15 protein-coding genes are annotated in these 19,809 nt (G+C 44.2%); 9 read left to right on the top strand and 6 right to left on the bottom strand.

Annotated elements, in window-relative coordinates; translation table 11 throughout:
- The first annotated feature begins 6 nt into the window (after positions 1 to 6).
- The 6 genes from DWX62_RS11060 to DWX62_RS11035 all read left to right on the top strand — a co-directional run bounded on the left by DWX62_RS11060 (position 7) and on the right by DWX62_RS11035 (position 10,347).
- The gene (locus tag DWX62_RS11060; RefSeq protein WP_005837160.1) at positions 7 to 2,364 is read left to right on the top strand and encodes an ABC transporter permease; all 2,358 of its coding nucleotides are present in this window, start codon (positions 7 to 9) and stop codon (positions 2,362 to 2,364) included.
- 37 nt (positions 2,365 to 2,401) lie between these two features.
- Positions 2,402 to 3,076: an ABC transporter ATP-binding protein gene (locus DWX62_RS11055; protein ID WP_005837161.1), complete on the top strand. Its 675-nt coding sequence runs from the start codon at positions 2,402 to 2,404 to the stop codon at positions 3,074 to 3,076.
- Positions 3,077 to 3,234: 158 nt separating this feature from the next.
- Positions 3,235 to 3,522 (top strand): RyR domain-containing protein, encoded by a 288-nt coding sequence (locus DWX62_RS11050; protein WP_005837162.1) that lies wholly within the window; start codon positions 3,235 to 3,237, stop codon positions 3,520 to 3,522.
- Between the two features lie 24 nt (positions 3,523 to 3,546).
- Complete coding sequence (locus DWX62_RS11045; protein ID WP_034529763.1) at positions 3,547 to 3,942, top strand: hypothetical protein; 396 nt, start codon at positions 3,547 to 3,549, stop codon at positions 3,940 to 3,942.
- A 13-nt stretch (positions 3,943 to 3,955) separates the two neighbouring features.
- Entirely contained in the window at positions 3,956 to 5,974 is a 2,019-nt protein-coding gene (locus DWX62_RS11040) for a hypothetical protein (protein ID WP_044467872.1), read from the top strand.
- A 20-nt stretch (positions 5,975 to 5,994) separates the two neighbouring features.
- Positions 5,995 to 10,347 carry a hypothetical protein gene (locus tag DWX62_RS11035; RefSeq protein ID WP_118274934.1) on the top strand — a complete coding sequence of 1,451 codons (4,353 nt, stop codon included), beginning with the start codon at positions 5,995 to 5,997 and terminating at the stop codon, positions 10,345 to 10,347.
- Here the strand turns inward: DWX62_RS11035 and DWX62_RS11030 are convergent.
- From DWX62_RS11030 to DWX62_RS11020, 3 genes are all read right to left on the bottom strand, one after another.
- Positions 10,325 to 11,011, bottom strand: coding sequence for a hypothetical protein (locus tag DWX62_RS11030; RefSeq protein WP_057089411.1), 687 nt, complete (start codon positions 11,009 to 11,011; stop codon positions 10,325 to 10,327). The genes DWX62_RS11035 and DWX62_RS11030 overlap by 23 nt on opposite strands.
- A 342-nt stretch (positions 11,012 to 11,353) precedes the next feature.
- Positions 11,354 to 12,160: a M48 family metallopeptidase gene (locus tag DWX62_RS11025; protein ID WP_117749614.1), complete on the bottom strand. Its 807-nt coding sequence runs from the start codon at positions 12,158 to 12,160 to the stop codon at positions 11,354 to 11,356.
- Between the two features lie 99 nt (positions 12,161 to 12,259).
- A complete protein-coding gene (locus tag DWX62_RS11020) occupies positions 12,260 to 13,447 on the bottom strand; it encodes a pyridoxal phosphate-dependent aminotransferase family protein (RefSeq protein ID WP_005837169.1) in 1,188 nt (395 codons plus the stop codon).
- A gap of 207 nt (positions 13,448 to 13,654) precedes the next feature.
- Between DWX62_RS11020 and DWX62_RS11010 the strand changes: the two genes are divergently transcribed.
- The 3 genes from DWX62_RS11010 (at position 13,655) to DWX62_RS11000 (ending at position 16,989) form a co-directional block, all read left to right on the top strand.
- Positions 13,655 to 14,698 (top strand): diacylglycerol kinase family protein, encoded by a 1,044-nt coding sequence (locus tag DWX62_RS11010; protein ID WP_005827827.1) that lies wholly within the window; start codon positions 13,655 to 13,657, stop codon positions 14,696 to 14,698.
- Between the two features lie 131 nt (positions 14,699 to 14,829).
- Entirely contained in the window at positions 14,830 to 16,587 is a 1,758-nt protein-coding gene (aspS, locus tag DWX62_RS11005; protein WP_005827825.1) for an aspartate--tRNA ligase, read from the top strand.
- 21 nt (positions 16,588 to 16,608) lie between these two features.
- The gene (locus DWX62_RS11000; RefSeq protein WP_005827823.1) at positions 16,609 to 16,989 is read left to right on the top strand and encodes a GtrA family protein; all 381 of its coding nucleotides are present in this window, start codon (positions 16,609 to 16,611) and stop codon (positions 16,987 to 16,989) included.
- A 26-nt stretch (positions 16,990 to 17,015) separates the two neighbouring features.
- On the opposite strand, the gene DWX62_RS10995 is transcribed toward DWX62_RS11000, so the two are convergent.
- The 3 genes from DWX62_RS10995 to DWX62_RS10985 all read right to left on the bottom strand — a co-directional run bounded on the left by DWX62_RS10995 (position 17,016) and on the right by DWX62_RS10985 (position 19,734).
- Positions 17,016 to 17,903 carry a carbon-nitrogen hydrolase gene (locus DWX62_RS10995; RefSeq protein WP_005827821.1) on the bottom strand — a complete coding sequence of 296 codons (888 nt, stop codon included), beginning with the start codon at positions 17,901 to 17,903 and terminating at the stop codon, positions 17,016 to 17,018.
- Between the two features lie 40 nt (positions 17,904 to 17,943).
- Positions 17,944 to 19,059 carry an agmatine deiminase family protein gene (locus tag DWX62_RS10990; protein ID WP_005837171.1) on the bottom strand — a complete coding sequence of 372 codons (1,116 nt, stop codon included), beginning with the start codon at positions 19,057 to 19,059 and terminating at the stop codon, positions 17,944 to 17,946.
- Between the two features lie 138 nt (positions 19,060 to 19,197).
- Complete coding sequence (locus DWX62_RS10985) at positions 19,198 to 19,734, bottom strand: DUF2148 domain-containing protein (RefSeq protein WP_005827817.1); 537 nt, start codon at positions 19,732 to 19,734, stop codon at positions 19,198 to 19,200.
- Positions 19,735 to 19,809: the final 75 nt, after the last annotated feature.

Genomic DNA, 19,809 nt, shown 5'->3' with positions numbered 1-19,809 from the left:
AAGATTATGACCATACTTACAATCCTAAAAATAATTACCCGCAGTTGGTGGAGAAACAAAGTTTTCTTCTTCATTTCTATAGTCAGTCTGGCTATAGGGCTAGCATGTACAAACTTGCTGTTCACCTATTATGTACATGATTACAATATAGAGAGTGGCAATCGGGACAAGAACCGTATTTTCTGTCTGCGTCAGGATAATCCGATGCAGGACGGAAGCAAGGTGGCCTATGCTGATGCCAATATTCCCCCTATGCTGAAAGAAAAATATGCAGAAGTGGAAGACTACCTGCGTATCAATTCTCTGGTTCCACAATATTGTAAATATGGAGGGGAGATTTACCACGATATAACCTTTATATCTGCCGATACTACTTTGCAACATTTCTTCCACTATCATCCCATTGCCGGTAGTTTAAAGCAAGTATTGGAACAACCGGGCAAAGTAGCACTCAGTGAAGCTTTTGCACATAAACTGTTTGGAGATAAAAATCCATTAGGAGAATTGCTGGAAATAAAAACCATGACTGATACCCAAAGTTATGAAGTGGCAGCCATATTAAAGTCACGGTCACAATCATTGCTCCAATTCGACATGATTACCGGGAATAACAAAGACTTTTGGGGTGGAATGACGTTTCTGAAACTAATTCCAAATACCGATGCCCAACAGTTTACCGAAAAAATCAACCACGACAAAATTCCCACTTTGATTCCGGAAAAGACACAATATTACGTCGACCCTCTGTCCGACATCTACTTTACTACACCGGACTACGATACACAACAACCTCTGCCGTATATCAATCAAAGTAATGTGCAATTATTGTATATCAGCCTTGCTGCCGCCTTGTTGGTACTTATCATAGCCTGCTGCAACTATACCAACATGAGCCTGAGCCGTGTATTGCAACAGCTCAAAATGATACATGTGGAGAAACTGATGGGAAGCAGCTTGAAGGATATCCGCATCCAACTGTTTGGTGATGCATTCCTCACTGTGCTGCTGGCATTCGGATTATCTTTACTCATCATCAACGACTGTCTGTCTTTTTTCAATGGATTATTTGCATCCCATTTAAACGTACATTTCTTTTTCAGCCTACAGATGCTACCCTTGTTAGTGCTCTTTGTACTAGTTATGTCCATTGTCCCTGCTTGGTATATCAGCCATAGACTTTCACAACTCTCATTCAGCGAATACAAGACACTTTACGGAGGTAAAAAGAAACAACGTTTCATAGCTTTGCTGGTCATTCTTCAGTTTTCCATTTCTATAGGGCTGATATTCGCTACTCTCGTTGCCAATGAACAAATCAATCTCATCAAGGAACGGGCCTACTGTTACGAAAATCGGATTGAAATAGGAGATTTCAATGCCGCACCGGCTACAATACTTAAAGAAGAGCTGGAGAAACATGTACAAGGAATAGAGTCCATCGCCCTGTCACAAGGCTCCATATTGAATTCATGGATACGTGAGCTATCCATCAAACAAGCCGACGGTACGGAAAAAAGTTCCTACCTATTAATGCTGTATAGTGATGCCAATCTGGTAAAAACGATGGGGTTCAAACTCTTGTCCGGCAACGCTCCCGAACAACTGCAAAAACAATATGCCTATCCTGCACTGGTCAACGAAAGCTATGTCAGAATGCTGATTCCAGCAGGAATAAATGCCATTGGAAAACCTTTGAAAGAATTTGACCAGTCTGCCGATTCTTTATACATCATCGGCGGTGTATTAGAGGACTTCCCGTTCAGTTCATTGGAAAATGAAATTACCCCGGTCATACTTTACCTTCCACCTACAGAGAGAATGTCGGGTGCCAACTATCTGCAGATTAAGCTGATTGAAAGCAATAAACAAGAAACACTACATCAAATAGCCCAAATATGGGAAAAGATGAATGAAGGGGAGATATTTCAATACACAGACATGCACCAAGACTTTATGAAACGCAATGGTAAAGTCTTGTCTCTCTCCAAACTCCTTATCGCCTATTCTCTGATTGGCTTGATATTGACCTGCTTCGGCTTATTCGGCATTTCATGGTATGCCACTCGCCAGCGTATCCGCGAAATCAGCATTCGCAAGATTCATGGAGCAACATCCCGACAAATCGTGCTGTTGCTGAATAAACCATTCTGCCTGCAAATTCTGCTTGCATATATTCTAGCTGTCCCCATTGTCTATTGGCTCATGCACCATTGGCATGAACAGTTTGCCTATAAAGCCCCCTTCACCGTTATGGACTTTCTATTGCCACTATGTATTGTCTGGATAATATCTGCCGTCACAGTGTGTCTGCAAAGTTATTTGCTGAACAAAACAAATCCGATTGACTGCATCAAATCCGAGTAAGAAATAATATATTTATAACCCATAAAAACAAAGCATTATGATTAAGACAGTAAACTTACAGAAGATTTTCAAGACCGAGGAAGTACAGACTCTGGCTTTGAACGACGTAAACATTGAAGTGAAAGAAGGGGAGTTTGTTGCTATCATGGGACCTTCAGGCTGCGGAAAATCCACTTTACTGAATATCCTCGGTCTGTTGGACAATCCTACATCCGGAGAATATTACTTGAATGGGACGGAAGTATCTAAATATACAGAAGCCCAACGTACCAACTTGCGTAAAGGAGTCATCGGCTTTGTATTCCAAAGTTTCAACCTGATTGATGAGCTGAATGTATACGAAAACATCGAACTGCCGTTACTCTACATGGGCATTCCTGCCACCGAACGCAAGCGCCGGGTGGAAACCGCTATGGAGCGTATGGCAATCATGCACCGCAGCAAGCACTTCCCGCAACAATTGTCCGGCGGACAACAGCAACGCGTGGCAATCGCCCGTGCAGTCGTATCAAACCCTAAACTGATACTTGCCGATGAGCCTACCGGTAACCTCGATTCAAAGAACGGAAAAGAGGTAATGGAACTACTGAATGAACTGAATAAGGAAGGTACTACGATTGTCATGGTGACACACTCACAACATGATGCCGGATTTGCCGGACGCATCATCAATCTGTTTGACGGGCAGGTGGTGACGGAAGCTAACTTATAATTCCCGCTTCTCCCGATTTATATGCAGGTTGCAATGTTTTTTCCATTGTAATCTGCATGTTTTTTGGAAATAGCTTTCCTTTTTTTTGTTTCTGTCGTCCGAAATGCCTAATATTGCTACCAATAAACTTTTTACTTCCACATTTTAAATAACAGAAAATGAAAACATACACACCGTCCCCTTTGAACGCAGAAAATATCACTTTACCGGATAATTTGACGGAACTCACAGAAGCCATGGCACGCAATGTACATGAAGTATGGGCTTTGGGAAGAGTGAAAGAAGGATGGAAATACGGAGAGACACGCAATGATGAATTAAAGACACATCCCGGACTTGTACCATACGAAGAGTTACCGGACTCAGAACGAGAATACGACCGGCAAACAGCCATACAGACACTGAAACTGATTATGAAACTGGGATTCGACATACAGAAGAAATAATAATCCAATATCTATTATAGTACTATGAGGACGAGTGAGAACAAGTATTATCCTATCCGGCACTGGTGGAAATTCGTGATTCCTGCCTTTATCATTCTCTTTCTGGTTGCAGCATTGATTGTGACATGCACTACATTCCAAAACCTTATTCAATTCTTTCCATCGCGTGGAATGACCTACCTGATGACACTCCATGCCATCATTTCCCTTAGCGTATGCATCTGTTTTTTTCTATGTATCAAGAGATTAATAGATGTATTCTCATTGAATCTGGAACAAGAAAGAAACATTCTTGCATCCTTGTACCAGGAAAAAGAAAAACGGGAGATTATCAATAACGATGAGAAAGAAATCAATAAACTGAAAGAGAATATCAGAAAAGAATTGAAACAAGAAACTGAAAAAAAGGAAACTGTCTAATGACAAAACAAATATGAATCTTTTAACAAGACTTTTTGCCCTTCATTTTGACCGCTCTTTTTCCGGAAAAGGATGGAGGCAGCTTGCTTGGCTTTTCGGAGTCATAGTAACTGTTTTCTTATTGATATATCTGGTAAGTTTTGCATTTATCTTTCCTGAGCCGTCTCTTGAAGAATGGACCGGTATTGATAAAGACGTACCTATGGGGCGTTTGCTTCAGTTGATTTGTCTGTTCATTGATCCGGGGAATATTGTGGAAGTACCACCTTATCTGCGTTGGTTCTCTCTATTGGTCGTAGTGCTGGGATTAATTTTGTTCTGCGGATTATTGATATCCGTAATCTCCAATATGCTGGAACGCAGAGTTGAGCGATATCGTGAAGGCGATATCGTTTACCCTTTGCAAAACCACATCGTCATTATCGGTTTTGACAACATGGTCCCCACTCTTATCCAGCAGATTTGCGATGACACACATTATGGAAATTGCCATATTCTGATTCAGAGTACCCAACCGGCACAAGAAATCCGTAGCAAAATCCATACGGAACTGGATGCCAAAAACGAAAAAAGAATTGTGGTGCTGCGTGCCCGGCGCGACTCTATCGAGGAGTTGGAAAAACTCTATACTACCAAAGCGCGCGAAGTATTCCTTATCGGAGAGAGAGACGAACATGACCATGACTCACTGAACATAGACTGCCTGAAAAAGATAGTTGACATTCATAAACGATGCAATAAATGTTCCCTCATACCATTCACCGTCCTTTTCGAATATCAGACTACTTTTGCCGCTTTCCAACTGACCGATTTGTCTGCCGAATGGAGAAAATATATAGAATTCCATCCCTTTAACTTCTACGAGGGCTGGGCCCAAAAGATATTGGTAAGCCGGCGATATGGAAAAGGGGAGAACTGTATTGAATATCCTCCTCTCGACCGTGAGGCAATAACCTATGAAAGCGAAAAACATGTTCATCTTGTTATCATCGGTATGAGCCGTATGGGAGTGGCAATAGGAGTGGAAGCTGCCCATCTGTTGCATTTCCCAAACTTCTGCCGGGACAAGAACATAAAAAGTGTCATTACCTTCATTGATGAAAATGCCGACCGGGAAATGAATTTCTTTTGTGGACGATACCGCCATTATTTCGAGATATCGTCTACCCATTATTACGACATGAGCAAGGACGAAAGGCACGAGAGATTTGTCCTTCCCACCCGTTTTAAAGGAAAAGATGCAGACTTTCTGGATGTGGAATTCGAATTTATCAAAGGCCGTGCGGAAACTCCTGCCATCCAGAACCTAATTAAAGAATGGGTACATGACTCAGACCAGGTATTGACGATTGCCGTCTGTCTCAATTATCCTCCTCAAAGCATGGCAATGGGATTATATCTGCCGGACGATGTATATGATGAAAATATCCCAGTTTTTGTCCGTCAGGAAACCTCCAGTGCACTGCTCAATATGCTTAACAGTAGAAAGAAAGATGAAGCGATTCATAAATATTCCCATGTTTTTCCTTTTGGAATGCTGGACAACTGTTACGACTTGGACAAAAAAAGCCGGAGGGAGGGACAAATCATCAATTATATATACGATTTCAAGAATAAATATGGAAATGTGCCTCAATCATGCCCACCTGACAATGAGCTGAAAGACTCATGGAACAAACTGTCCGTATCCCTTCAGTGGTCCAATTTGTACAGTGCATATTCCATTAGTCCCAAGCTACGCTCCATAGGCATTACGGATGGTTACGTGAAACTGGACAACGACCAGATAACATTGCTTGCCGAAGTCGAACATAACCGTTGGAACATGGAGAAGCTGCTGCTTGGCTTCCGTAAACCCACCGCCGAAGAAGAAGAGTTAATCTATGGCAGCAAGGAAATGGGAGACATCTTCAAAAAGAAACGCTTTGTGCATCCCGATATACGTCCGTATGATGAATTGAAGGAAAGCTCAAAAGCGTATGACAGATGTATCACAGCCGGCATTCCGCTAGTCGTAAACAACAACACATAGAAAGTAACCAACACTATATTATGAAAACATACCATGTATTTATAGCCTCTTCGCTGAGTTTTCAGAAAGAAAGGGATTTAATGGAAAAAGTCCTGACGGAAAGAAACAACAGCGAACTCAATATTGTAGTGCACCGGCACGAAAAAAATGGAGACAACGATTTAGCTAAAGGCGATACGCAGGAAATCATAAATTCAGAGATAAGGCAATGTGACGTCATCATCTTCTTCGCCGGAAACTGGATACGCTCCAAGACCATCGGAGAGTTTAATGTTGCCATCGAAAATGCATCCAACAAACATATCTATTTCTATCAGAATCCGACATTGGAATACACCCAGGAAGACTGGACAAACACTACTTTATGGAAAGACTTCTATGCGGAATACATGCAAAAGCACCTGGACGACGATACCGTTATCGAGCGGTATGAGAAGCAGTGCAATACGCTGGAGCAGCTAAGGGACGCGTTGGTCAAGGATCGTGAAAGTTTTCTCAATAATCCCTTTTGCGCAATCTCTTGCCATAAGATGGAGTATGATAAAATTATTCCCAACAGCCAAGCCAACCGTCGCAGAGGCAACCTGGACTACTATTTTATCCGTCCGGAAGTAGACAACAAACTTAAAGAGGAGTTTGACAGCACAAACAAGACAATCATCGTCACCGGTCAATCCACTTCGGGAAAGACTATTGCCGTTTGCCGAATGCTGAAAAAGCTCCCTCAGGAATATTATGTGGTCATTTTGAATGCCGATACGACCAAAGAACAGTTAGAACGGCTTTCTGTATCCCAATTCCAGCATGGCAAAAAGATTCTTCTACTGGACGATTTGCAGCTGTTGTTTTGGAAAGAAGAGAATGAAAAGCCGATACCCATTGACAGAGAATTACTTCGCAAGTTATCGGAAATCCTTCACATCGGCAATCCGGACTTCAAGGTTATTGCCACTACAAGCTATAGCTTCAAGGAAGTGAAATCCATGCTTACTTTCAATGAAATGGTTCCTCCGGCCATAGTCGAAGTGGGCATCAAACCTTTATCCTTCAAAAAAATAAATGAATATGCCCGCGAGCTTAGGACATACGGCTATCTTAAACTCCGACCCGAAGCCGGCATGACTATCGGTTCCTTGTTTTTCGACATAGACAGAATCAAGACCAGATATAACAACCAGTTCCAGAACAGCAATTTAAGCAACCTGCAGAAATCCATGCTTCGACAACTCTGCCACGCCATAAAATGTTTGTGGATGTGGAAAAAGAGAAGCCGCAATAAAATAGACCTATTGCTCGATTTCCTCAAATTCACCTATGAGAACAGTTACAAAAAGGCCGACAGAAGCACCATCTGTGAATTGGCAGGCAAAGTAGATGATTTGATTTATTATCAGGACATTGAAAAGGACACATTTGAAGTTGAAGACATCATAGTAACCCAGGTTTTCCAGTACTATAGCAGTGAACCGTCCGATGACCTACTGGCAACTGAAAAGAAAGCCATAAAGGGCATATTCCGCTATATCTACTACAAAGACAGACCGAACTTTTTCAAAAATACAACCAAGATCCTGCATCGGGTGAAAAACTGTTCGGTAAATGCCCCCGAACTCCAACAGTATATCATCAATGATGTTGTAAGCCGCATTTATAAAAACGAACAAACGCTATATACAAGTAAGGAACTGGGAACAAACCCGGAAGGCGTTTCCATTGATTGGGTGGACGCCTATATTGGCAATATAGCCAATTTTGCTCCTACCAATGCAGAGGCCATCCATATTTGGAAATTAACAAAAAAATATAATAGGAGAGAGCTGAATGTGCTGCGGTGGCTTTTGCCCAGACTGCAGACACAACAAGATAAGGACATTGTACACAAGGATTTGCTCAATGAACAAGGGCAAATGCAAGACAAGTATATAGAAAACTCGTATATTGAATTTCAGACAGAATTGGTACGGTTCCTCGACATGGACGAAGCCAAAGAAATATACCTCAACGCTTCCTTTATATACGAAGCTTCCCCAAGTGCCGATGATGACGACATAGATGATTTCTTCTCCGATTCTGCAGAGAGCGCCCATGGGCAGGAAAGCAACAATGAGACTTATCTGACAGAACTGAAAGAGAAAAGAATACGTAATTTCGCCAGGCAGCTTATGCATAAAGCACAGACTCTGGCTGACATACACGACATCAAGAACTTCTTGCAGAAGAATGATAAAGGGGTAGTTCCCCACGACGATGCAGTCTTTTTCTTCAACTTTATTGCTCCCTACACCTGGCTGGAAGTTTTCAAAAGATTCAGCCAGCCGGAAAAGCTGGTTGCATTCTTCAACGAACTGACAGAACTGTCTGTCGACAAAAAAGAGGATACCAGTATGTTCCTGAACAAGACCGAAGTGTTGAATGGAGCACTCGAAAACATACCGTCCTCTTATGCCTATGATTTATGGAACCGTATGGGGAATAACTGTGATGGCTACTCATTGAACTTTATGCTCCAAAAGGCTAAAAATTTTGAGCAAGCCAAAGGAATCTTCAACACTTTTATGGAAAGGTTGGAGCAGCAAGAAGAAGAAAACAAGACCAAACTGAAAGTGGGTGAAATCTACCTGAACGACTTATTGGATACGACCTCCACTTATAGCGGGATTAAGGAATGCGAGGAACTGTTCCATAAATACCATTTACTGGAAGCAGACCAGTCTTTACTGGATTACCCGAGCCAGCACACACAAGGTATCCTATACCAACGCATGACCCTAAAGGAAATCAAGGCACATATGAAGAGACATCGTCCCCAAAACGGCGATGAATCTCGAAATATAAGAACAATCGTACAATTCATTCTGAAAATATCAAATTATGAAGAGGCGTATCAGGCACTGTTCGGAGAAACTCCCGATTGTATTACTCCGGAAGAACAACAGATTTTGAATCATTCGCCCTACGTTGTCTCCGAAATGTTCAATAAGGTAAAGACTCCGGAAGAAGGAGGAGTCGCAAGGGATTTCTTCGAGAACCGGCTGGACAAGTCACTGCTCAATCATCCTGATGCCAATATCTTGAATATCATTATCAATAACCGGTTCATATATCCCTATTATGAACAAAAAGTGGACATGATAAAGCGGATGTCCGAAAAATACACCGTACAACAGAACAGTTATACACATAAACATTTACTCTATCACCTGACCAACCACACCCAAGGTTCACTTCCTCCGGAAGAAATACAACTGATTATAAATGAGGAAATAATGAAAAGCCTGGATGCGCCAAAGGATATATTGAAGCAAATGCTTATCCAGCGATACTATGCCGGAAGAGCACAAGACAACGTTCCGCAGCCTTTTCCCATTTATACATCGGAAGGGTGGAAAATTAAAGAAAGCACTATTCTGGAATATGTGTATTGTCTGCTGGACGTGGGCGTATATGATGGAGGAATTATCTTCTGTTGCATGAAGGCATTGCTCCGTCAGAATGATAAGGAAAACGCCCAACGGCTGCAAGAGCAAGCAATCAGTAAAAAGGTTTTTATCAATTACGATTCATATTGTATGTTGAAAAAGGTAGGAGCCGTCATTCCCAACCCCTACCTATTTGTCGAACATTATCCAATTATGAAGGACATATGCTATCAAATGCGGGAACGCGGCATGACCTTCGAAGAAGCCGAAAGCCGTATAAAAGAGATGGAAGATGATTTACATATTTCCATTGCACGCACACAAATCTACTGGAACAATGTCATCAGCCGCATGGCCAACAACAGAACAAACAAAAAACTGGTGCTTCAGAATACTCTGAAATTCATCGATGAACACCATGTGCCGATGAGTCCGGAAATATATTACTCCCTTTTACACACAATCACTTCCATTGAAGACTATACAAAAGTCAAAGGTTTATATAAAGGCGAATTGAATATAGGACATATCTTCGTACTTCTAAAGAAGATTCCAGAATTTGCCAAATATAGAATTGCCGAATGGGCATTTGTCGCCTGCTTGCGTCAGGAGTTTGATGAATGGTATGACATTCTATGTTCCATCAGTGAGAAAGAACAGGAGAAAAGAATTAAAATCATGTTACAGTCCGAGCGCTACAAGCAACTGCAAGTCATCACCCCCAAAGGGTATCTTAACCAGACTTTCTTGTTCTGGTGGACTATCCGCTACGCCGTCTCAGAGACTGAAGAGCAACGGAAGGCAGAATTGGATACCCTTGTCACAATGATACCCAACCCCTTTGTACCTCAGTATCCGAAAATGATAGAGAAGTTCTTTATACCTTATCCGCAAGACTTGCTTGAAATCATTCGAGAATATATAGGCCGGATTATTTCATCCGAGCCGCAATAGCCAGCAATACCCCGAGCACCACACCCAATATCGCTGCAAACAGCACCCGCATTTCTCCCGGCAGGAGGAATGTGATGGTGTGTGCCGGATACCAGAAGAAAGGAATTGTTTTCTTGAAGACAAAATTCCATTGTGCATCCCAATTCAGATGCGTAATGATGCGGGTCATCGGGATAGGAGTGAGGAGGCTGCGAGGCGAACCGCCACAATCCAGGATATGCGTATCCGTAATCTTATGGAATGTCATGAATACCGGAGCGAAAATGGTATTCATAGCAACTGAAATGGCGAAGGCTATCCATAATTTGTCCAGGCAGAATTCTCCGTTTATAATGGCGGCGGCATTTGCCATTCCCATATATTCCATGAATTGCGGCACACCTTTGGAGAAGATTATCATGGCCGCATTGATACCCATTCCCAGCAGTCCCCACACTACGGCACGCGGCAGTACGCCAAATCCTTTTCGGTTATAGACTCCGGCACTGATACGAAGTCCCAGCATCTCACCCAGTGTAGCAAGAATTCCGAATTTAACGAAACTCATTACCATGCCATGTGCAGCGTTGAAAGACTTATACCAATTGTAGATGGATTCACTCACAAAGAATGGCAGGAATATTATCACCAGAACAAAAATAAAGAGGAAGTCTTGCTTTTTCATACAAAAGTCATGTTTTTCATAAATAATGTGGCAAACATACTAAAATTATTCTAATTTAAAAGCAAATAAGTAAATAAAAGAAGTTTTACCAAACAGAACAAAGTGTTTCCCTTAACCGAACAGTGTGTTTCATTAAAGAGAACACTTCGTTTCCCTTAAAAGAACAGTTTGTTTCAAATAGAAAAACACTTTGTTTTTGATCATAAAACAAAGTGTTCAGCACTGTGAACTAACGAACTATCCCATTAGCTCCCTCAGAAGCCCATATCATAGTCTCGGCACAAAAAAAGTGGGATTCAGAGAAACCTCTGATCCCACTTCATCATAGTAAGCAACGGATAGTTATTTCTTATCCTTCATATATTCATCCGCTTTCTCCTTGGCACGTGCCACGCGCTTGGCTGTATCCGGATGAGAAGAGAACATCTTCTGGAACTTGGATTCCTTCGGTGCTTCCGCTGAAAGTTCAAGCAATTTGTTCAAAGCATTGTACATGGCATACGGATCGAGATTATTCTTGATGCAGAATTCAAAGCCGTAATCATCCGCTTCCGTCTCCTGCTTCTGGGAGTATTGAGCACCTGCCAATGCCTCGGCCATGGCACCCAGTTCAGAATCACTCAATTTGGATACCGTAGAACTTGCCGCACCGGCAGCATTCTTCACAGCCGAACGAAGGTAAGCATTCTTCATCGCATCTTTGGAATCCGTATGGATGACGTGACCTATCTCGTGGCCGACAACTGCCATCACTTCATCATCCGTCATGATGTCCATCAGTCCGGCACAGATGCGTACACTACCATCACCGCACGCAAAGGCATTCACATCTATTACTTCATAAACACCGAAGTTCACCTTCAAGCCGTCCACTTCCTTGATGTTTCCGGTCAGCTTCTCCAGACGCTTGCCGTAATCCGTATCGGACTTTGTCAGCGGATTGTGCGTATCCATCCATTCCATATATTCCTTGCTCATCGCTGCAATGTCAGCATCGGACAATGAAATGGCCTTGACGGCATCTGTACCGGCTTGGACAACTTTGGTCACATTGATTTTCTTTCCACCGATTTTGAACTGCGCATAGGCAGTGGTGGTACAACTCATTCCGCATACTACAGCAGTAATGATGAAGAAGTTCTTTTTCATGTACTTTACGATTTAATTTTAATCCTACTTCGCTTTGTCTATAAAAAAAACCGCCTAATCATTATTAAACGGTTTTCCGAATATCTGTTTAAATCAAGTTTACTTGATGATACCCAATTCCTTGAAACATTTAGTCAATTTTTCTACAGCATAATCCACTTGTTCGACCGTATGGGTAGCCATCAACGCTACACGCACCAGTGTATCTTGTGGAGCACATGCAGGTGGAATAACGGGGTTGATGAAGATACCTTCGTCAAAAGCCAGCTTCGTTACTATAAATGTCTTCTCTGTATCACGCACATAGAGAGGAATGATAGGAGATTCTGTCTCACCGATTTCGAAGCCTGCATCGCGGAACTTCTTCAAGGCATAGTTAGTGATGTCCCACAGACGTTGGATGCGTTCAGGTTCGGACTTGATGATGTGAAGCGCCTCGCGGGCTGCAGCCGTAGCAGCAGGTGTGCTACTTGCCTGGAATATATAGGAACGGGCATTGTGGCGCAGCCAATTGATTACCGCCTTGTCTCCAGCAACAAAACCACCGATGGAAGCCAATGACTTGCTGAATGTACCCATAATCAGGTCTACATCTTCGGTAACACCGAAATGGTCGCACACACCACGGCCTTGTTTTCCGAATACACCCAAGCCGTGAGCTTCGTCCACGTAAATGCTGGCATTGTATTTCTTCTTCAGGCGGACAATTTCGGGCAGATTGGCCAAGTCACCTTCCATGGAAAATACTCCATCCACAACAATCAGCTTTACAGCATCCGGTTCGCATTTCTGGAGTTCTTTTTCCAAAGCCTCCATATCGTTATGCTTGTACTTCAACTGAGTGGCAAATGCAAGACGGCGGCCATCTACAATGGAAGCGTGGTCACGGTCATCACAAATAATATAATCCCCACGGCCTACAACGGCAGGAATAATACCTTCGTTTACAGTAAATCCGGTAGAAAAACAGAGTGCTTCATCTTTTCCTACGAATTCAGCCAATTCCTTCTCCAGTTCAACATGTATATCGAGTGTTCCGTTCAGAAAGCGGGAACCTGCACAACCGGTGCCATATTTTTCTGTGGCAGCTATCGAGGCATCAATGATACGCTTGTCATATGTCAGTCCCATATATGCATTAGAGCCGAACATCAGAACCTTTTTACCATCCATCATTACCTCTGTATCCTGATGGCTGTTAATTGTGCGGAAATAAGGATATACGCCTTTTGCCATAAACTGCTGCGGCAGGTCGTATTTCGCAAATTTGTCTTGTAGTAAACCCATGAAATATCTTTTATATAATGAATATTTAATTCTATTAAATACAAGTCTTAAAAAACAGGGGGCAAAGATAGCAAAATATGTCGGTATATGTTCTATTTACATTAAAAAAACTACTTATACTTATTTTAAAAAGAATTATGTGGTTAATTTTTCAGATATTTATATTACTTTTGCCAGTTGGAAAACCTGCATAGCAACAACCCTTGCATGAACGAAAACAAGAAGAAAATAGCATTCATCATAAACCCCATATCCGGCACTCAGAGTAAGGAGCAGATACTGAAGTGGCTCGATGAAAAACTGGATAAGGAAAGGTATGCACAAGAAGTGATTTATACCGAACGGGCAGGCCATGCCGTAGAGATAGCGGCACAGAAGGCACAAGAAGATGCACATGCCGTCATCGCCATAGGAGGAGACGGCACCATCAATGAGATAGCCCGCTCACTGGTACATACAAAAACCGCTTTGGGCATCATTCCCTGCGGTTCCGGCAACGGACTTGCCCGCCATCTGCAGATTCCGATGGAGCCGAAAAAGGCCATCGACATCATCAATGACGGACTGATAGACATCATTGACTACGGAAAAATCAACGATGTGCCTTTCTTCTGCACCTGCGGCGTGGGATTCGACGCATTTGTAAGCCTGCAATTCTCCAAGGCGGGAAGGAGAGGACCACTCACTTATCTGGAAAAGACTCTGCTCGAAAGCCTGAAGTACCGTCCGGAAACCTATGAACTGGAAATGGACGGCAGCACCCTGCGATACAAGGCGTTCCTGATAGCCTGCGGAAACGCATCGCAATATGGAAACAATGCGTATATTGCCCCACAAGCCACCTTGAACGACGGACTGCTGGACGTCACCATACTCGAGCCGTTCACTGTGCTCGATGTACCGTCGCTCTCTTTCCAGCTCTTCAACAAGACCATTGACCAGAACAGCCGGATTAAGACGTTCCGTTGCCAGACACTCCGTATTCACCGTTCTAAACCGGGGGTAGTCCACTTTGACGGCGACCCGATGATGATGGGAGAGAATGTAGATGTAAAGATTATGAAGAAAGGACTGCAGGTCATTGTTCCCCGGGATGCGGAAAAAGACACTTCGAATGTCTTGCAGCGGGCACAAGACTATATCAACGGACTGAAACAAATTAATGATGCTTTTGTGGAAGACATCGCCCATAAAAACAAGATGATACTGGATAAAGGCAAAAGGCAATTCAAGAAACTGACAAAAATGTAATGTTGTAAAAAAGGTACTAAAGGAGTTTCTGAAAATAACTTTCCCCTTTTGATGCGCCATATAATATGTTTTATGTATTTTTGCATGTTCAAAATAGTAAATAAGTAAATCGTCAAACAGTAAATAAAAAGATGTATAGATCACACACCTGCGGAGAACTCCGTATCTCCGATGTTAACAAGCAAGTGACGCTGGCAGGTTGGGTACAGCGCAGCCGTAAGATGGGAGGCATGACTTTCATTGACCTCCGCGACCGTTACGGAATTACCCAATTAGTGTTCAACGAAGAGGTGAATGCCGAACTTTGCGAGCGTGCCAACCGCTTGGGCCGTGAATTCGTAATCCAGGTTAAAGGTACCGTAAACGAACGTTTCAGTAAAAACCAGCATATCCCGACGGGAGACATTGAAATCATCGTATCGGAACTGGATGTTCTGAACTCATCGCTGACCCCTCCCTTCACCATCGAGGAAAATACGGACGGTGGCGACGATATCCGCATGAAGTACCGTTATCTAGACCTGCGCCGTGCCAATGTACGCAGCAATCTGGAGCTTCGCCATAAAATGACAATTGAAGTACGCAAATACCTGGACAGCCAGGGATTCATCGAAGTGGAAACTCCGATTCTGGTAGGCTCCACACCCGAAGGTGCACGCGATTTCGTCGTTCCTTCACGCATGAACCCGGGACAATTCTATGCCTTACCTCAAAGCCCGCAGACACTGAAACAGTTGTTGATGGTTTCCGGTTTCGACCGTTACTTCCAGATAGCCAAATGCTTCCGTGACGAAGACCTGCGTGCCGACCGCCAGCCGGAATTCACACAGATTGACTGCGAAATGTCTTTTGTGGAGCAGGATGACGTCATCAACCTCTTCGAAGGCATGGCCAAATATCTGTTCAAGGAAATCCGTGGCGTAGAGATGAACGAGCCGTTCATGCGCATGCCATGGGCAGACGCCATGAAATATTACGGCAGCGACAAGCCCGACCTCCGTTTCGGCATGAAGTTCGTGGAACTGATGGACATCATGAAGGGACACGGATTCCCGGTATTCGACAATGCCGCCTACATCGGCGGTATCTGCGCAGAAGGCGCCGCACACTATACCCGCAAACAGCTGGATGTACTGACCGAATTCGTGAAAAGACCGCAAATCGGTGCCAAAGGTATGGTATACGCGCGCGTAGAGGCAGACGGCAACGTAAAATCAAGTGTCGACAAGTTCTATGCGCAGGAAGTATTGCAGGAGATGAAGGCTGCTTTCAACGCCAAGCCGGGTGACCTGATTCTGATTCTGAGCGGTGACGATGCCATGAAGACCCGCAAGCAACTGAACGAGTTGCGCCTTGAAATGGGTAACCAACTGGGATTACGCGACAAGAACAAGTTCGTCTGCCTTTGGGTGGTTGACTTCCCGATGTTTGAGTGGAGCGATGAAGAAGGCCGCCTGATGGCTATGCACCACCCGTTCACTCATCCGAAAGACGAAGATATTCCTTTGCTGGATACAGACCCGGCAGCTGTCCGTGCAGATGCATACGATATGGTGTGCAACGGTATTGAAGTGGGTGGAGGTTCCATCCGTATCCACGATGCACAGTTGCAGGCCAAAATGTTCGAGATTCTCGGATTCACTCCGGAGAAGGCTCAGGAGCAGTTCGGCTTCCTGATGAATGCCTTCAAATACGGTGCACCTCCTCACGGTGGTCTGGCATACGGTCTGGACCGTTGGGTCAGCATCTTCGCAGGTCTCGACAGTATCCGCGACTGCATTGCATTCCCCAAAAACAACAGTGGACGCGATGTAATGCTGGATGCACCTTCAGTTATTGACCAGAAGCAGCTGGACGAACTGAATCTGATTGTTGAAGTGAAAGAGTAAAAGCAGGTACAGAGTAGGAGAGTGAAAGAGTCTGCACGCATTTTTCGTTTTGCGGTAATCGGCACGCTGAATGCCTTGATTATGGCTGTTACCGTTTGGGTAATGATGGACGAACTGGACATCAACTATATGCTCTCCAATGTAACCGCATATATACTTGCACAGATACACAACTTCATCTGGTGCAAGTACTGGATATTCCCTACAGAAAAAAAGAGCAACACTTGGCGACAAGTGCTGCTCTTTTCCATAGCTTTCGGAATGGCTTACGGAGCGCAATTCCTTTTCCTCATAGGGCTGGTGGAGGGACTGGACTGCAATGAATACCTTGCCCAGTTCCTGGGATTATTCATCTACGGAAGTGTCAATTTCCTGATGAACAAACGGGTGACATTCCGTTAGTTCTCCCCCAGAGATCCCCGTCGTTATCAGTCAAGAAATCGTTTTGTCAATCCGGCATAGGCATCAATTCTGCGGTCGCGCAGGAAAGGCCACCAACGGCGTACATTTTCCGAGCGTTCCAAGTCCACCTCTACAACGATATTTTCCGGCCGTTCGTTTCCTGCTTGGGCCAGGAACTCGCCTTGCGGTCCGGCCACAAAACTATTTCCCCAAAACAAGATACCATTGGTCTGCATGGAAGGATCCGGCTCATGTCCCACACGGTTCACTGAAACAACCGGCAAGCCGTTGGCCACAGCATGTCCACGCTGGGAGATAATCCAAGCATTGAGCTGACGCGCCTTTTCATCATCCGTATCACTGCTTTCCCAACCGATAGCCGTAGGATATATTAGTATTTCAGCTCCCTTCAGCGCCATCAGACGTGCTGCTTCCGGATACCATTGGTCCCAGCACACCAAAACTCCCAATTTGCCCAAAGATGTCTGAATAGGTTCGAAGCCTATATCACCGGGAGTAAAATAGAATTTCTCATAATAGGCGGGGTCATCAGGAATATGCATCTTCCGGTATTTCCCGGCAATGCTGCCGTCACGTTCAAAAACAACCGCTGTGTTATGATACAATCCGGGAGCGCGTTTCTCGAACAGAGAAGTGACCAGCACAATATCGTTGGCAGCAGCCAACTCTGAATAGAATCCCGTAGAAGGACCGGGAATCGGTTCTGCCAAGTCGAACAACTGCGTGTTTTCCGTCTGACAGAAATACAGAGAGTTATGCAGCTCCTGCAAAACAACCAATTGAGCCCCATGCGCCGCACATGCCTCTATACTTTTGGCCAAATTCATTAAATTAGTCCTGAGGTCCTTGGTATTGGCCTGCTGGATAATACCTACTTTTATTTTTCTTGTCATCTTATTCTATGGTTTATTGTTTTACTATGTATAATCGACATTACTTCAACACCCCTACGGGATATTGCATGGTAACACAATGCAAAGAGCCGTGTTGCTTAATCAAAGCACGGCAATCTATCCCGATAATTTCATAACCGGGAAAAGCCTCCCGCAACACTTCCCCCGCGCGGGCATCATTCTCCGGCTGGCGATAGGTGGGGTAAAGCACTGCATCATTCAGAATCAAGAAATTAGCGTAAGTGGCAGGAAGCCGTTCCCCTTCCTCTTCTATCTTATCGGCCATGGGCAAAGCCAGCAAACGGTAAGGTTCCCCCTTCAACGTACGGAAAGTCTTCAGTTGCTCCTCCATGCGATGCAGTTCTTCGTAATGCTCATCATCCGCATCCTTGCATTGTACATAGGCTATCGTGTCGGCAGGGCAGAAACGGGCCAGCGTGTCTATATGACTGTCCGTATCGTCACCTGCCAAATAACCGTGGTCCAGCCAAAGAACACGTTGCAGGTGAAAAACGGAACGAAGATATTCCTCAATTTCCACCCGGTTCATCTGTCCGTTCCGGTTAGGCGAAAGCAGGCATTCGGAGGTGGTGAGCAACGTACCCATGCCGTCACTTTCGATGGAACCGCCTTCAAGGACAAACCCCAAGCGATTTACATACTTTCCTTTCATCACTTCCGACTCCACCGCACGACGCGTAATCAAATTATCCTTATCGGATGCAAACTTCAATCCCCACCCGTTGAACTTAAAGTCGAGCAGAGATACACCGTCAGCATCCAGTAGGGTGATGGCTCCATGGTCGCGTGCCCAAGTATCATTCGTCTCACACTTCAGGAAACGGACATTTTCCATATTCACCCTGCCGAGAATCTGTTTCTTCACCTCATCCGGTTCTGGGGTTACAATCAGCAATGTCTCCCGGGCGGCTATTTCGTGGGCAATGGCTACAAAACATTCCTGCACTTCGTCCAACATATAGGTCCAGTCTGTACCCGCATGGGGCCATGTAAGCTGTATGCCGCTTTGCAAAGCCCATTCGGCAGGCAAGTGGGGAGCACGTGTCTCTACCTGAAAAGTCATATTCTTGCCAAAACGCACCTGACAGTCCTTCTCTGCGGCACCACCCAGCGGCAGTCCTACAAAATATCCCATATTATTTATCTTTTCTAATTCGTTACTTTTTAAGTTAGCAGAGAGAGGGAGAATAAACCTTAGGTTTAGAATTGCCAAACCTCTACTTCAGACTTCTAAACCTCTACTCTATGATTGTAAACCTCTACTCGTCAATTATCACTTATCTTCCTTCGGTTTCCGGTCGAAGAATGGATTCTTGGAGGATGCACTCACCGGAATGGCAAAGACAGTCTTGCATCCTTTCAGCCAATCCAAACGCTGAGCGGCAAGTCCGGCAGAAAACATGACACGGGTATCCACCCTCAAATCGGCAGCCATGGCACAAGCCGAACCTACAGCTATCCCTACATCCACCGTATTCAAAGCACAAGGTACTCCCTCCGGACGACCGGCACAAGTGGGAAAACCGCAGTGTCCGCAATTCAAACCTTGCGTCTGCTCGCGCGTACCTATTATAATTACACATTCAGCCTGCAAAATGTTGTCCGCATCACGGAGAAAGAACTTCATACCGTGCTCTTCAACCATAGCGACCATCTTTTCAGACAGCTTCTTAATGTCTTCACCCGTAACCAGCGCAGCTTCAATCACATCAATACCTTTTCCTTTCGGTGCCGTGCGCGCAGCAGTCAGCATTTGCCTTGCCACGTCAAGCACATGTTCGTGGCGGCAATCCCGTTCATTCTGTATCATAGTCTTTCTTTCCTGAATTAATTAGTGCGTCAAAGATAGCACAAATATTTTTTTGCACTATCTTTGCGATACAGA

The organism is Bacteroides sp. AF20-13LB, assembly GCF_003603065.1.
Lineage (GTDB): Bacteria > Bacteroidota > Bacteroidia > Bacteroidales > Bacteroidaceae > Bacteroides > Bacteroides uniformis.
The sequence above is the reverse complement of the archived record's forward strand: the minus strand, read 5'-3'. Positions and strand labels throughout refer to the sequence as shown.

What these genes read in the sequence shown, in the direction of transcription:
- DWX62_RS10985 (WP_005827817.1), bottom strand. Translation starts at nt 19,734, where the DNA reads ATGATACAGAATGAACGGGATTGCCGCCACGAACATGTGCTTGACGTG.
- DWX62_RS10995 (WP_005827821.1), bottom strand. Translation starts at nt 17,903, where the DNA reads ATGACAAGAAAAATAAAAGTAGGTATTATCCAGCAGGCCAATACCAAG.
- DWX62_RS11035 (WP_118274934.1), top strand. Translation starts at nt 5,995, where the DNA reads ATGAAAACATACCATGTATTTATAGCCTCTTCGCTGAGTTTTCAGAAA.
- DWX62_RS11010 (WP_005827827.1), top strand. Translation starts at nt 13,655, where the DNA reads ATGAACGAAAACAAGAAGAAAATAGCATTCATCATAAACCCCATATCC.
- DWX62_RS11060 (WP_005837160.1), top strand. Translation starts at nt 7, where the DNA reads ATGACCATACTTACAATCCTAAAAATAATTACCCGCAGTTGGTGGAGA.
- DWX62_RS11055 (WP_005837161.1), top strand. Translation starts at nt 2,402, where the DNA reads ATGATTAAGACAGTAAACTTACAGAAGATTTTCAAGACCGAGGAAGTA.
- DWX62_RS11025 (WP_117749614.1), bottom strand. Translation starts at nt 12,160, where the DNA reads ATGAAAAAGAACTTCTTCATCATTACTGCTGTAGTATGCGGAATGAGT.
- DWX62_RS11045 (WP_034529763.1), top strand. Translation starts at nt 3,547, where the DNA reads ATGAGGACGAGTGAGAACAAGTATTATCCTATCCGGCACTGGTGGAAA.
- DWX62_RS11040 (WP_044467872.1), top strand. Translation starts at nt 3,956, where the DNA reads ATGAATCTTTTAACAAGACTTTTTGCCCTTCATTTTGACCGCTCTTTT.
- DWX62_RS11050 (WP_005837162.1), top strand. Translation starts at nt 3,235, where the DNA reads ATGAAAACATACACACCGTCCCCTTTGAACGCAGAAAATATCACTTTA.
- DWX62_RS10990 (WP_005837171.1), bottom strand. Translation starts at nt 19,059, where the DNA reads ATGGGATATTTTGTAGGACTGCCGCTGGGTGGTGCCGCAGAGAAGGAC.
- DWX62_RS11030 (WP_057089411.1), bottom strand. Translation starts at nt 11,011, where the DNA reads ATGAAAAAGCAAGACTTCCTCTTTATTTTTGTTCTGGTGATAATATTC.
- DWX62_RS11020 (WP_005837169.1), bottom strand. Translation starts at nt 13,447, where the DNA reads ATGGGTTTACTACAAGACAAATTTGCGAAATACGACCTGCCGCAGCAG.
- aspS (WP_005827825.1), top strand. Translation starts at nt 14,830, where the DNA reads ATGTATAGATCACACACCTGCGGAGAACTCCGTATCTCCGATGTTAAC.